This is a genomic window from Paraburkholderia sp. A1RI_3L (assembly GCF_048957895.1).
Lineage (GTDB): Bacteria > Pseudomonadota > Gammaproteobacteria > Burkholderiales > Burkholderiaceae > Paraburkholderia > Paraburkholderia kururiensis.
The window spans coordinates 219,757-233,263 of sequence record NZ_JARCHA010000005.1; the positions used below are offsets into that span (position 1 = coordinate 219,757).

Below are 13,507 nucleotides of genomic sequence, written 5' to 3' on the forward strand. Positions count from 1 at the left end.
CGCGCTTCCGACAGGTGCGTGGTGGGTCCTGCACAATTTCTTGGCAGAAGACACGCACGAAGTGAATTCTATTACGGAATGTCAGGTGCGACAATGCTCTTAAAGTTCCGGTGCGATATTTGTGGTTCGCCCGCTGGCCAACCTAATTAGTTTCCCGAAGGCGCGATCCGTGGGCCTTGGGATGAGATCGCCGTTTACTGCTGTTTAGAATAGACAATTAATTAGATATAGGAAATCATTAAAATGAAGCTGCGAAGAGTCGTAATTAAGAATTTCAGGAAATTAGCAGACATTGATTTCGACCTATCTCAGAATCTTTCCGTGATCGTCGGACCTAATGCGGTCGGGAAAAGCACAATTTTTGAGGCAATTCGTCTTGCAAAGGCTGTACTGTTTCCTCGTACGCATGATGAGTTAAGATTGGTCTTGGTTAGTCTCGGCGCGACCAGTGCTCACTTTATGCAAGGTCAATTTCAATATGATATTTCCGCGTTGGCTGGCGATATAGACAAGCCAGTCACGGTCGGTCTCACCATTGAATTCTCGAATGACGAGATTGAATCTATTCGTCAGGCAATACCCCAAATTACGAGAAATCTAGTTGCAACGCAATTGGGCCGACAGCCGAATGATCCGACGTTGGACTTGACGGCATACTTCGCTACCCCGATGGGCCAGAAGGCCCAGCTTGAGGCGTCAAAAACGATTGTTGAAGCGATAAAAAATCTCGATGCGTCAAATAAGGTAGAAGCTAGGATCGACATTAATCAACTTCAAATTCAAGGCTCCTCAACATTAAATAATCTATTTATTGCTCATCTTGAACAGCGTTTGGTGCCTGAAAAAACCATTTTTAGTTATTTTCCGGCTGATCGCTCGATGCCTGCCGGAGAAGTGGCGATTCAAATAGGGCCGCAGGATTTTAAGGCGCAGCTCGATAGCCATTTTTCGCAGGCGATATCGAAGTATGGAAGATTAAAGCAAACTGTGGTTAATCGAGCCATTTTGGCGCGGATAAATGATACTGATCTTAAGCCGGAATTTGATTCTATTTTTGACACCTTTTTGCCTGGAAAAAGATTTGTTGGGTTGAGCCAAAAACCAACTGGACTCGTATCCGTTCTTGTTAGGGACGATGTTTCGCAGAAGACGTTCGACATAGACAGTCTCAGTAGTGGCGAGAAGGGTCTTGTTCTAAGTTTTTTATTGTTCAAAACAGCACTTGCTTTGGGTTCCATTGTATTGGTAGATGAGCTAGAATTGCATTTAAATCCCGCTGTTTGCCGGAAAATTATTCCCTATCTTGCTGAACACGTAGCCAAGAACTTCGACTGTCAATTTATAATTTCAACACACAGTGCAGAAATTACACGGGACGCGTACGAGCGTGACGATACAGCGTTGTTTCACTTGCGCAGCGGGACTGACATTTCCCCGGTTCTGAAGCAAGACGTGTACGAGGTTGTCGAAGCTATTCGTCGTCTTGGTGTCAGCGCAGAGCAGGCGTTGACCGCAAAGGCGACCGTGTTTGTTGAGGGGGATACTGACATTTCGATACTCGAAGCTGCATTTCCAGAACTTCTTTCCGGTGTGCAACTTCGCGCCCTCCACGGGCGCACAGAAGTCGAAAAATCAATCAGAGAGCTTCAGGAAGCGGAAAGAAAAGGGGTGTTAAAGGAGCGACAGGGATTCCTGTTTGACAATGATCGCAAGACGACAAATCTTTCTAGTACTGACTTGGTTAAGATTGAGCAGCTTGAACGTTATTGTCTTGAGAACTATCTAATCGATGAGACAATATTATTTGATCTTATAAAAATTTATGCTACCAACCCACCTGAATCTCGGGGGAGATTTTCAATGGAGTTGAAGGGGTTTGCTATAAATCAACTGGACTCTGTTATCTTGAACGAAATGCTTTCTGAGTTTAGAGAAATTCGGAATGGACTTAGGAGTGAGGAGATAAAGGGGAGAAGTGTTGCGGAGATTGCAAATATCCAGTTGGAAAGACTTTCTGAAAATCAGAGAAATATAAACACGAAACTTGCTAATAAAGATTGGGTTGGCGAATTCGAACGAATTCATGCGTCAAAGCGTGCCGAGCGGGAGCCGCTATGGCAAAACGACTGGAAGGTCTTGTGCAGTGGTAAAATTCTTTTGGAGAGCGTCCAGCGCACGTATCAAGTCAACATAGACCTAACAAAATTCAAGTGTATGTTAGCCGCAGAGCTGGCACGCAAAAATAAAGACGATATTACGGCTCTAAAAGGTATTATAGGGAGGCTGTTGCCGTCGTAATTTTATCTCGTCAAGCGATTTTTTGGCTAGGTGGGTTGAATATGTCTAGAGGTTTCATAGGTGCACGGGATTGGTGATGGCCAGATTCAATTGCACGCGGCCTTGGCAGCTGCCCCGCGATTTATCGTCGTCACAGTTGACGCCGTTCGAGCCTCATACTTAGGCTCATGATAAGGTTCAGACAAAACAGCAGCACGGAGGGCCGCGTGTCACGGAGCATTATTTGCAAGGGCGATACCACGTCGCACGGCGGCAGGGTTCTTGAAGGAAATCCGACCGCAACACTGGAAGGCAGGCCCATTTCGGGCGTGGGGCACATGGTCGCGTGCCCGCAATGCAAGGGCACATTTCCGATCCTGCCTGACCTGCTGGGTCGCCGTATTCCGCACGTGATTGATGGCCGAAATACGGCTGTTGAAGGTATGCGTACTGCATGTGGTGCGGCGCTGATTGCATCACAGTCGAATTCCACTATCAGCGACGATGGCGAAGGCCACGCAAGTACCGGCGCAACCGTAGCAGCAGCTACGGCTGCGGCGCTGTCACCAAGCCCCACGCTCTGCCTTGAATGCCTGAAAGCCGCAGCGGAAAGCGGCGCAACGATGGTGATGCGGGGGTAAGCCGTGGCGTCCCACATCGAAGCCCATCTCGCGCAACGACAGGCGCAGGCAAGCTTGCCCGTGCGGCTGTACGCGCTCGTTGACGCGTTGCTCTATGGGAGAGGGGAACCGGTTGAACGGCCAGCAGGCACCATCGCATTGTTCGACGGCACGCCCGATGCGTCACTCGCCGACGCGGGGCCGTGGTTAATCAATTTCGCCGAAGCTTCGCACGGCGTGCGGCAAAGACTGTTCAGCATGGGCCGTGAAGCCGAAGGTGTGTCGTGGCTCATCAGCGCCTATCCTTTCCTGGGCCTCGCTGACGAGCTTCGTGAGCGTCTGAATGTGCGCATGCCCGATGGTCGGACGGCGTTGCTGCGCTTTTACGATGCGCGCCTGGTAGCCGACATCGCCGATCTGCTCTCGTTTTCACAACGAGCCGAATTCTTCGTATCGACGTTCGACTGGCTTGTCCAGATCAACGGCGAACTGACGAGGATACATCCGCATGCTTGAACTCACGACGGAACAGGTTGCGGCGCTTGCCGAAATTGATGCCAGACGGTTTGTCGATGGCGTGCGCGTGGATTTGTGCAAGGACGATCCCAAGCTCGCCGATGATCCTGCGCTCCCGTCACGGCTGTGGAAGGCGTTCAAGGCCGCGCGAGTGCTTGGCATTGAACGTGACGAAAATCTGGTGGCGTTCCTTCGCATCGAAGCATACGCCCCCAGCTTCTACGAGCAGCCCGGGACACGTGCGTGGCTGACGCGTCCAGGTCGCTCGGCAGACGAACGTTTTCACGATTATCTGCGCGTGGTGCGCTGGAAAATCGAACATCCTGAATTTCAGGGAGGACTGAACAATGGCGGGGCTCGCAGTTCCGTTGTTAGAGGGAGCAGTGGAAGCACTTGGTCCGGTCTTGGCGCGCGCTGGCGCAGCTTTATTGGGCGGGGCAGCAGTGGGGGCAACGGGTAGCCTGTCCGGCGACACGAAAAAGGAAGATAGCAAGGCCGCTGAACGCTCCTTGCCGCGCACCGACCGCCAGTGCGATAAATGCCCGCCTGAAGGCGGCGCGAGGATTCGCCGCAATCACGGTGTCAACTGGAATTCGTACCGTTACCAAGCACGCATCACGGGTTTTCCGTTCGATACGGAAGAATGCCGTTGGTCCGAAGAGTGGCAATGGCTCGGTATCGATTTCGACGGGTTTCAGCCCGGCGCGTGCCTGCTGCAAGAAGCGAAGGGCAATTACGATCAATTTCTCGATGGGTCGATCCCGAAGGCGGACAAATGGTTTGAAGGTTTCCGCTCGATGGAAGACCAGATCGTTGAGCAAGGCACGACCGTGCGCATGAATCCGCCGACCCGCTTGACGTGGTACTTTCAAACCCCGCTCACCTACAAAAAGATGGCTCCGGTGCTCACGCGCATGGGTGTGCCAGCCGTCTATCAACCGTGAACAGAACATGGAAATAAATGCGATGTTCCGGGACGCTTCGCTGGCGTCTCAAGACTTTCGGGAAATGCTGGCTCGCGAATCGCAGCTTGTGGCGGCGCTGTCCGCGAAACAGCCGTTGATGGCACATGTGAACTGGCGACTCACGGCTGATTCGGCGGAAGAGGCGAATCTGTACCCGGCCTTTGACGAGAATGGCGAACCGTCAACAGCAGCACTGGCCGTGCTGACGACACGAGCGGGTGGCAAACGGCGCAGCGTGTCGCATGCTGCGATCTGGAGCGCGGCAGAAGGGGACGATAGCGCCGCGATATCTTGCCAAGTATCCGACGCAAAGATGTTGCCTGATCGCGTCACACTCGACATTGACGCTGCGCTTTCTCCGCAGTCTCCCAACGACATGGCAGGCATCGTTCAGTCAGTTGTTGCCAATTTCGCGCCGCTCGTCGTGGAAGTCGCGCCCAAGGAATATTTCGATAAGCGTGTGTTTGACGACAAGCCAGGCGTCGGCTGGATGCTATACCTACCGCGCAAGATCACCGTGCAGCAAGTTCCCGAAGCGCGGGCGTTGATTCCGGTGAGGAACAACGACGGGAAGGAAATCGGGACGATCATTGTCAGCGTCGCGGATGGCGTATTCTCTGCGGACAACCCGGAGCACGTTGAGGCCGCGAACCGCATCGAAATCCGTCTGGTCGATCAAGACCTGCTGCCTGCCTACGCCGATATCTGAACGCACTGACCATTCCGTCGCACGCCAATCAATTCGAACCCAACGCCGCAGGACAGGGCCGCGATGAAGGCCATCGATGATTTGATAGGCGCGGAGAAGTTGAGCGATGTGAAGAAGATATGCAAGCAGGCGGTGATTACCGAAACGGCCTTCGGCGACCTGATCGCGGCTTGCGAGTCGGCCTCATCCATCCTTGGCGGCACTGCATTTCGTATCGAGACTTTCTGCCGAACTGGCAGTGGACCGACGAGGACGCGAAGCGACTCGACAACATCCACAATGGCCCGCTGACCGAGACGCAAACGAAGGCGATGCGCAAGTGGTACCAACTGCTCGCGGAGCGCAGGTATCTCGTCGGGCACATGTTCTACTGGCCCGATCACTCGAAATGGCTGTTCTTCTATTTTGACAACCGCGACGTGTGGCAGTACGACAACCATTTCGAACATGGGCCGCACATGCACTTCACGAATCATCTGTGGCCGGGCAAGACGGCCGAATCGGTCTGGAACGAGTTCAGGAACGGCAACCCGAAGATGAAGGGGGCCGAGCACATCCGATTCGACCGTCCGTACACCGGTCCGCCACAAATATGAACGCACATGAACGCACGGGCGTGGCTCGGCGCAGCGTAGTTACGAACAAGAAATCAGACGCAAAGGGGATGACGGGTGCAGTTCGCCATTGTTGAAGACGAGCGCCGCGAGGCGTTCCCGGGCGGTCACGGCAATTGCCCGACGTGCGGCGCGCCGACCGTCGCGAAATGTGGCCCGCGCGTCATGCATCATTGGGCGCACGCCAGCCGCCGCGACTGCGATCCGTGGTGGGAGAACGAAACGCCGTGGCATCGCGAATGGAAGAATCTGTTTCCTGCCGACTGCCGGGAAATTTCGCACGTCGCGCCTGACGGCGAAATCCATCGGGCCGATATTAAGACGCCAACCGGCATCGTCATCGAGGTTCAACATTCCGCGATGACCGATGCCGAGCGAATTTCCCGCGAAGCGTTCTACGGGAACCTTGTCTGGGTCATCGACGGCAGCGGCTTCCGCCACAATTTCGACATTTATCACCCACTGCCTGACCCGACGTCCGAGCTTGCGCACGATCTAGTCTGGGTCAAGGCCACACGCGAAATGCAGGGTGCGGCGCGTGGTATCTTCTTCCGGTTGTCCGAATGCCAAAAAGAGTATCCGGATGCGACAAAGGCAAACCTGCAAGGGGGCTTGTACCACGGGATCGGCGAAATCGAACAGCAGGTGCTGGAAGCATGTGTCGGCCACCATCAATATGATTGGGTACGCCCGCGTCGCACATGGCTCGATGCAGCGTGCCCGGTGTACATCGATTTCGGCGAGGATTGGCTTGCACAGCTCATGACGTACGACGAATCCGGCTTGCCCTGTATGCGCTACGTCGCGAAACGGAAATTCGTTCACGACGCGATGGTCGAGAGGGGCGCCCGAGCCATCGCAACGCGCTTTTATCCGATCCGAGAATTCGGCGTGTCCACCGAATAAATTCTTGGGCCGCTCAAAAACTGCGCCTCCGTTACATCTCAGGCGGCGCAGTTTTTGCCGGAGCGGTTATGACGCATCGGGCAGCGACGCGATGTAATCGTCAATTTCTGACTCTATCCACCCGACCACGCGCGCACTGAGCTTTTTGCGGGCCGGAAAATTCTCGTCCTGCGCTATCAGTTGGTAAACCTTCGCGCGGCTGATACCCAAGCGTTCCGCGACTTCAACCGGGCGCAAAATGCGATTGCCGCCTTTGGCGCTGTCGTGTTCGCGTCTGACCTTGCCGACCGGTTTGCCTTTCGGCACGAGCCCGGTGATAAAGTCTGCGCGGCTCAAGCGGGCTGGTTCCTTTACCATTTTCGTTTCCTTTGATCCATCTGTTGTCGCTGCATGCGGCCAAAATCTTTCGGGCTATCGACGGCCCGAGACGTTGCTGAACAAATCCGTCCAACGAACTCCATTTACTGGGGCACGCGAAATTCGGCAGTTTTTTTGTGACGGCGGGGCCGCCCTTGCTGGAACGGCGGCGGTTGCGCCGCCACGGACAGGGGCACGCAGGTTGCGATGGTGACGGGGGACAGGTCGCTTTCCGGTACACTGTGCGCCGTCACAAATTTGTCACCTGCCGTGCGAAGTCGCCCACCCAGTCGCATTGTCTGCGGGCGAACGGCCAAATTCGAAATACGTACAGAATGCGTACGAGGCGCACGAGGGGTAGGTGGCGCACTCATAACTGATTGATTTTAAGTGGTTTTAATTAATTTTATGTTTGGTCGCCTACTGCCCACCGAGGGCAAGTTCTTTGAAATTTTCAACGCCCACGCAGAGCACATCGTTTCCGCAAGCCGGGAGCTCGAGCTTCTGATCGACAACCTCGGGGAAGCCGAGGTCCACAAGCAGAACATCCAGGTTTCGGAAAAGGCCGCCGACAGGCTCACGCACGAAGCAATCGACCTGCTGCACAAGACCTTCATTACGCCGCTCGACCGCGACGAGATCCACAAGCTCATCACCACGATGGACGACATCCTCGACTTGATGGAAGACGTCGCCACGGCAATCTGGCTCTACGACGTGCAGTCGGTCACGTCCGAAGCGAGCCAGCTTGCGCACATCTGCTCGGCCACGAGCGCGCAGGTGAAAAACGCGGTCGCGTTGCTCTCGGACATGAAACAGGCGCGCCAGATTCTCAAGGCGTGCGAGGAAATCGACCGCCTCGAATCCGAAGCGGACGCCGTGCTGCGTACCGCGATGTCGAAGCTCTTCCGCGAGGAAGACGACGTCAAGACGCTGATCAAGCTCAAGGCGATCTACGAGTTGCTCGAGTCGATCACCGACAAGTGCGAGGACCTCGCGAACATTATCGAAGGCATCGTGCTGGAAAACGCGTGAGCGGACTAGACGATGCATTCGATACAACTCGCAATCTGGGCGGTGGCCATGCTCGTCATGATCTCGCTCGTGTTCGACTTCATGAACGGCTTTCACGACGCGGCGAACTCCATCGCCACGGTCGTTTCGACGGGCGTGCTCAAGCCGCAGCAAGCCGTGGCGTTTGCCGCGCTCTTCAACGTCATCGCCTATTTCATCTTTCACCTGAAGGTCGCGCAGACCGTGGGCAAGGGCACCATCGACCCCGGCATCGTGGACCACTACGTGGTGTTCGGTGCGCTGGTAGGCGCGATCGGCTGGAACCTCGTCACGTGGTACTACGGCATTCCGTCGAGTTCGTCGCATGCGCTGATCGGCGGCCTCGTGGGCGCCGCGCTCGCGAAGTCGGGGTGGGGCGCGCTGAACGTCGACGGCATTCTGAAGACCGTGGCGTTCATCTTCATTTCGCCGCTGCTCGGCTTCGTGCTGGGCTCGTTCTTCATGCTCACGGTGTCGTGGATCTATTTCCGCACGCCACCCAGCAAGGTGGACCGGCGTTTTCGCCGCCTGCAGCTGATTTCGGCGGGGCTCTATAGCCTGGGCCACGGCGGCAACGACGCGCAGAAGACCATCGGCATCATCTGGATGCTGCTGATCGCCACGGGCTATGCCTCCGCCACGGCGGATGCGCCGCCCATCTGGGTGATCGGGCTCTGCTATCTCTCGATGGGGCTCGGCACGCTCTTCGGCGGCTGGCGCATCGTGCGCACCATGGGCCAGAAGATCACGAAGCTCAAGCCCGTGGGCGGCTTTTGCGCCGAGACGGGCGGGGCGCTGACGCTCTTCATCGCCTCGTCGATGGGCGTTCCTGTCTCGACGACGCACACTATTACCGGCGCCATTGTCGGTGTGGGCGCTACCCAGAAGCTCAGCGCGGTGCGCTGGGGCGTGGCCGGCAATATCGTCTGGGCCTGGGTGCTCACCATTCCGGCGTCCGCGGTGCTCGCTGCCGCGGGATGGTGGCTGGGGCATCGTTTCCTGTAGCCCGCGGCGGGCGGTGGTTGCCGCCCGTTCAGATGAGGGGCGCGGAACCCCCATCCATGGGGATGATTGCGCCCGTTACGTAGCTTGCGCGCCGGCTCGCCAGGAAGAGCGCGACCTCGGCAATTTCCTCCGGCTTCGCGAAGCGCCCGAGCGGGACTTTGCGCTGACCTTGCTCCAGCACCTGGGCCGCGTCCAGGCCTTGCTGTGCGGCTTCGAGCTGAAGCGCCTCCTGTAGCCGCTCGGTGAGCGTAGCGCCGGGGTTGATCGCGTTGATGCGGATGCCGTAGCGGGCGTGATAGTGCGCGAGTCCCACGGTCGCGAGCATCAGCGCCGCATTGGCCGCGCCGCCCGCAATATGGATGTCGCTCGCGATCTTTCCGCCCATCCCGATGATGTTCACGATCGAGCCCGCGTCTTCGGTGCCGGCCGATTTCGCTCGTTCCACCATGCGCCGTAGCACCTCCTGCTGCGTGTAGACGTACGGGAAATATTTGGCCTCCATGGTCGCCTTGAACGCGGCGGCGTCGAGCGTTTCGGGGTCGTAGCGGCGGGCGGCACCGGCGCTGTTGACAAGCACGTCGATGGGCCCGACGGAGGTCGTCACGTCTTCCACCAGATCCGCCACGGCGTGCGGCTCGTGTAGATCGGCGCGGGTCAGATGGACGTGCAGACCTTCGGAGGCAAGCTGCTCACGTGCCCGCGCCAGATTCGCGGGATCGCGCGAGACGATCGCGACCTTGGCGCCTTCGCGCCCGAACGCGCGAGCACAGGCGAGGCCGATGCCTTTGCTCCCGCCCGTGACCAGTACCACCTTGTTACGAAGCTCGAGATCCATCGTGTTGACCCTCCGCGCCAGGAACGCTACGGCGCAACGATAGCAGAGGCTGCGGGCGGCCGCGTGCGAGACGGGCGGCGCGTGTCGCTCAGAAGTTGCCGTTGGCGAAGCGCGCGATGGGATCGTCGCTGGATTGCGTGGGCGCAGGCGTGCCGCGCGATGCCGTGGAGGCGCGCATGACCTGGACGTCTGTTGCTTCGCCTGTGGGTCGGGTTTGCTGGGCCTGCTGGGCTTGCCGGACCGCGACGGTGGCCGGCGGAGGCGGCTCGAACGCGTCGGCGGCAGCATCGATGGGGTCGGCGGCGCGCGCCGCAGTGGCTTGCGCAGGGCGATTCCCCGACGGCTCGAAGGCGGTGCCGGCCGCAGGCGCAGCTTGCGGTGCCGACACGGACGGCGCCGCGGCGACGGTCGGCGTGCCCGACGTAACAGACGAGGGCGACGTGACGGACGCCGAGGGCGCCATCGCGCCTGCCGCCTGAGCTTGTCGCTGCGCGGCGCTCATCTGGGGCGGAGGCGGTTCGAACGCATCAGCTGGCATCGTGGCAGCGGAGGCGGCAGTCACGCTCATACGACCTGCGTCCTGCGGATACGGTGGATAGGTTTGCGCCGAAGCGGGCGACGGCGCTACGTTTGCCGCGACGCGAGGCTCAGGCGGCGCAACCGCTGCCACGCGAGCCGGTGCGGGCGACGGCGCACCCGCCGCGGCAGCCACCCGCGGCGCCGGACCACGCTGGGCCGGTGTCGTCGAGGCTTCGTAAGCCGGCGCATCGAATGGCGTGGGCGCCGTCTTCGGCGGCGCGACGCGGCGAATGCCGTCGAAGCGCTTTGCCCAATAGGGGTTTGTCAGGTAATCGAGGCGCACCGTGCCGCCCGTGGACGGCGCATTCACGAACCGCAACTTGCCGACGTAGATGCCGACGTGCGAGTGCGGCCGCCCCGTCGTGTTGAAGAAAATGAGGTCCCCCGGGGCGATCTCGTCAGGGTCGACGGATTCACCGCGCCCGCTCATTTCCGCCGTCGTGCGTGGCAGATTCACCGACGCGGCACGGGCGATCACGTAGTGCACGAGTCCGCTGCAATCGAAGCCGCTCTCCGGCGTATTGCCGCCCCAGCGGTAGGGCACGCCGACAAGGCTCATCGCCTGGATCGAAATTTCTTCGCGTCCCACGCTGTGATCGACGAAATTCGGCAGACCCGGCGGCCTCGTGCGAAACGCTTCGCCGGATGTACCCGAGCCGCCTGCCGCGCGCGACACGCGCTGCGGAGGGCTCGAACACGCCGCCAGCAGCAATGCGATCAGCAGGACAGTCCAGAGACGGAGCATGGCGGAAGCGGGCGCCTGAGCGGCGCGCGCCGGATACGGGAATGTGCCGATGGTAGCCCGTGCGACGCGGCTCCGGCAAGAAATCCTCATAAGTTACGTGAAGTTTACGCGCTAAGTGTTGTATTGCCGTTCAGTTGGCGGGAGGCGCCGGCGTCGATCCGGCGCCCTTCCGGGACGGACAAAAAAAGAACCGCATCCGGCAATCCGGATGCGGTTCGTGGTGAGACTCGCGCCGCCGGGCGAGCCGGCGACGGCAGACGGCGGGCGGCCTACAGGATGTCTGAGGCGTAGTCTGCGAGCCGCGAGCGTTCGCCACGCGCCAGCGTGACGTGGCCGCTGTGCGCCCAGCCCTTGAAGCGGTCTACGACGTATGTCAGGCCCGAGCTGCCCTCCGTGAGGTACGGCGTATCGATCTGCGCGATGTTGCCAAGGCAGATGATCTTCGTGCCGGGACCCGCGCGCGTGACGAGCGTCTTCATCTGCTTGGGCGTGAGGTTCTGCGCCTCGTCGATGATCAGGTACTTGTCCACGAAGGTGCGGCCGCGCATGAAGTTCATGCTCTTCACCTTGAGCCGCGAGCGGATGAGTTCCTGCGTCGCCGCGCGACCCCATTCGCCGGCGGCGTCGTCGGTCTTCTGAAGCACTTCGAGGTTGTCGTCGAATGCACCCATCCACGGCTGCATTTTTTCCTCTTCGGTACCGGGCAGAAAGCCGATGTCCTCGCCGACAGGCACGGTCGCGCGCGTCACGATGATCTCGTTGTAGCGCTTGTCGTCGAGCACCTGCGCGAGGCCCGCCGCGAGCGCGACGAGCGTCTTGCCCGTGCCGGCCTGACCGAGCAGCGTGACGAAGTCGATTTCCGGATCCATCAACAGGTTCAGCGCGAAGTTCTGCTCGCGATTGCGCGCCGTAATACCCCACACGTTGTTCTTGTGGTGCCCGTAGTCGCGCAAGGTTTGCAGCAGCGCCGTCTTGCCGTTGAGTTCGCGCACGATCGCATGGAACGCCGGCTCGCCGTTCTGCGGCTCCAGGTACACGAACTCGTTGACGAGCATCGACGCGACGAGCGGCCCGGTCACGCGGTAATACGTGGTGCCGGTCTTGGTGTCCTGCCAGCTTTCCATGCCCTTCGCGTGTTTCGTCCAGAAGTCCTGGGGCAGGGCGCGGATGCCGGTATAGAGCAGGTCTTTGTCTTCGAGAACCTGGTCGTTGAAATAGTCTTCTGCGGGCAGGCCGAGCGCGTGCGCCTTGATGCGCATGTTGATGTCTTTCGACACCAGCACGACAAGCTGATCCTGCCGGTCGCGCTGCAGCGCGCGGACCACGCCGAGAATCTGGTTGTCGGCCTTGCCTTGCGGCAGGCCTTCGACGGGTTCGATCTCCGTGAGCTGCGTCTGGAAATACAGGCGGCCCAGCGCTTCGAGGCTGCCCAGGCGCGACAGCGGAATGCCTTCGGTAATCGGCCCCGCGTTCGCGACGAGCGAGTCGAGTGTGCGGCTCACCTGACGCGCGTTGCGTGCGACCTCAGACATCCCCTTCTTGTGGTTGTCGAGCTCTTCGAGCGTCATCATCGGCAGATAGACGTCGTGTTCCTCGAAGCGGAAGAGGCAGGTAGGGTCGTGCATGAGCACGTTGGTGTCGAGCACGAAGAGCTTGCGGACTTCCGTCACCTCTTCGGGGTGAACGCGTTTTTTGCGTGAACCCTGGGCGCGCGGCGCAGCGCCGGCACGTGCCTCGGTCGGCGCGGATTTGCCATCGCGCGCAACCGGTGCGACCGGCCTGCTGGGCGCGAGCGATACGGCAGGCGCTTCGAGTTCGTCTTCGGCGGCGCGGGTTTGCAGCAACGCAGCCGTCTGTTTCTTGCGGGCACGCGGTGCGGGCGCCACGGGCTCGAGCGCGGCGGCCATGGCGGGCGCCGAGGGCAGGGGCACCTGCCGCAAGGTGGTGGCGGCGTTCGCCGCTTCGGTCATCGGCGTGGCAACGCTGGCCGCGCCGTACTCAGCCGTATCGGTGAATTCCCCTTCGGCTGCCTGCTTCTTCACCGGTTTTGCGGGGCGGGCTTTGGCCTTGTACTCGTCAGGCGACAGCAGGTTGCCGAGTTTGCTGGGTGGGGTAGGCAAAGGCATGGTGTCCCTCGAAAAAATCGGGTCGAGTATCGTGCGCCGTCTGCGGCTTCATGCGAACGCCGGATTGGCGTTTCATGAAGGCGTATCGCGGCGCGCTCAGGTCTGAAAATGCCGGTTCGCCTGGTTTTCGATGGGCTCCTTGGGAAAAACGCGTGACCGGAGGGGACTCCGGCGGGGCGCAAACAAAAAAGCCGCTGCCC

At 59.4% G+C, this 13,507-nt stretch carries 15 protein-coding genes; 11 read left to right on the forward strand and 4 right to left on the reverse strand.

Going from position 1 to position 13,507, the window contains the following annotated elements:
- Window positions 1–243: 243 nt before the first annotated feature.
- The 9 genes from PXJ20_RS16380 (at window position 244) to PXJ20_RS16420 (ending at window position 6,607) form a co-directional block, all read left to right on the forward strand.
- Window positions 244–2,298 (forward strand): ATP-dependent nuclease, encoded by a 2,055-nt coding sequence (locus PXJ20_RS16380; protein ID WP_421029357.1) that lies wholly within the window; start codon window positions 244–246, stop codon window positions 2,296–2,298.
- A gap of 167 nt (window positions 2,299–2,465) precedes the next feature.
- Complete coding sequence (locus PXJ20_RS16385) at window positions 2,466–2,918, forward strand: PAAR domain-containing protein (protein ID WP_421057429.1); 453 nt, start codon at window positions 2,466–2,468, stop codon at window positions 2,916–2,918.
- Window positions 2,919–2,921: 3 nt separating this feature from the next.
- Window positions 2,922–3,413 (forward strand): DUF4123 domain-containing protein, encoded by a 492-nt coding sequence (locus PXJ20_RS16390; RefSeq protein ID WP_421029355.1) that lies wholly within the window; start codon window positions 2,922–2,924, stop codon window positions 3,411–3,413.
- Entirely contained in the window at window positions 3,406–3,873 is a 468-nt protein-coding gene (locus PXJ20_RS16395) for a hypothetical protein (RefSeq protein WP_421029354.1), read from the forward strand. The genes PXJ20_RS16390 and PXJ20_RS16395 overlap by 8 nt, the downstream gene beginning before the upstream one ends.
- Window positions 3,761–4,357, forward strand: a complete 597-nt coding sequence (locus tag PXJ20_RS16400) for a restriction endonuclease fold toxin 5 domain-containing protein (RefSeq protein ID WP_421029353.1) — start codon at window positions 3,761–3,763, stop codon at window positions 4,355–4,357. The genes PXJ20_RS16395 and PXJ20_RS16400 overlap by 113 nt, the downstream gene beginning before the upstream one ends.
- Window positions 4,358–4,379: 22 nt before the next feature.
- On the forward strand, window positions 4,380–5,087 hold the full coding sequence (locus tag PXJ20_RS16405; RefSeq protein ID WP_421029352.1) for an immunity 52 family protein: 708 nt from the start codon (window positions 4,380–4,382) through the stop codon (window positions 5,085–5,087).
- Window positions 5,088–5,150: 63 nt separating this feature from the next.
- Window positions 5,151–5,378 (forward strand): hypothetical protein, encoded by a 228-nt coding sequence (locus tag PXJ20_RS16410; RefSeq protein WP_421029351.1) that lies wholly within the window; start codon window positions 5,151–5,153, stop codon window positions 5,376–5,378.
- 20 nt (window positions 5,379–5,398) lie between these two features.
- Complete coding sequence (locus tag PXJ20_RS16415) at window positions 5,399–5,683, forward strand: hypothetical protein (protein WP_421029350.1); 285 nt, start codon at window positions 5,399–5,401, stop codon at window positions 5,681–5,683.
- 75 nt (window positions 5,684–5,758) lie between these two features.
- On the forward strand, window positions 5,759–6,607 hold the full coding sequence (locus tag PXJ20_RS16420; protein WP_421029349.1) for a competence protein CoiA: 849 nt from the start codon (window positions 5,759–5,761) through the stop codon (window positions 6,605–6,607).
- Between the two features lie 66 nt (window positions 6,608–6,673).
- Here the strand turns inward: PXJ20_RS16420 and PXJ20_RS16425 are convergent, their stop codons facing one another.
- Window positions 6,674–6,943, reverse strand: a complete 270-nt coding sequence (locus PXJ20_RS16425; protein WP_421029348.1) for a helix-turn-helix transcriptional regulator — start codon at window positions 6,941–6,943, stop codon at window positions 6,674–6,676.
- Between the two features lie 429 nt (window positions 6,944–7,372).
- Between PXJ20_RS16425 and PXJ20_RS16430 the strand changes: the two genes are divergently transcribed.
- Both PXJ20_RS16430 and PXJ20_RS16435 read left to right on the forward strand, forming a co-directional pair.
- Window positions 7,373–7,999 carry a DUF47 domain-containing protein gene (locus PXJ20_RS16430; protein WP_421029347.1) on the forward strand — a complete coding sequence of 209 codons (627 nt, stop codon included), beginning with the start codon at window positions 7,373–7,375 and terminating at the stop codon, window positions 7,997–7,999.
- A gap of 12 nt (window positions 8,000–8,011) precedes the next feature.
- Window positions 8,012–9,022 carry an inorganic phosphate transporter gene (locus tag PXJ20_RS16435; RefSeq protein ID WP_017776742.1) on the forward strand — a complete coding sequence of 337 codons (1,011 nt, stop codon included), beginning with the start codon at window positions 8,012–8,014 and terminating at the stop codon, window positions 9,020–9,022.
- Window positions 9,023–9,050: 28 nt separating this feature from the next.
- Here PXJ20_RS16435 and PXJ20_RS16440 read toward each other — a convergent pair whose 3' ends face one another.
- The 3 genes from PXJ20_RS16440 to PXJ20_RS16450 form a co-directional block, all read right to left on the reverse strand.
- Window positions 9,051–9,857, reverse strand: a complete 807-nt coding sequence (locus PXJ20_RS16440; RefSeq protein WP_017776743.1) for an SDR family NAD(P)-dependent oxidoreductase — start codon at window positions 9,855–9,857, stop codon at window positions 9,051–9,053.
- A gap of 88 nt (window positions 9,858–9,945) precedes the next feature.
- Window positions 9,946–11,181, reverse strand: coding sequence for an NlpC/P60 family protein (locus PXJ20_RS16445; protein WP_421029346.1), 1,236 nt, complete (start codon window positions 11,179–11,181; stop codon window positions 9,946–9,948).
- Window positions 11,182–11,450: 269 nt separating this feature from the next.
- Window positions 11,451–13,307 (reverse strand): PhoH family protein, encoded by a 1,857-nt coding sequence (locus PXJ20_RS16450; protein WP_421029345.1) that lies wholly within the window; start codon window positions 13,305–13,307, stop codon window positions 11,451–11,453.
- Window positions 13,308–13,507 lie beyond the last annotated feature (200 nt).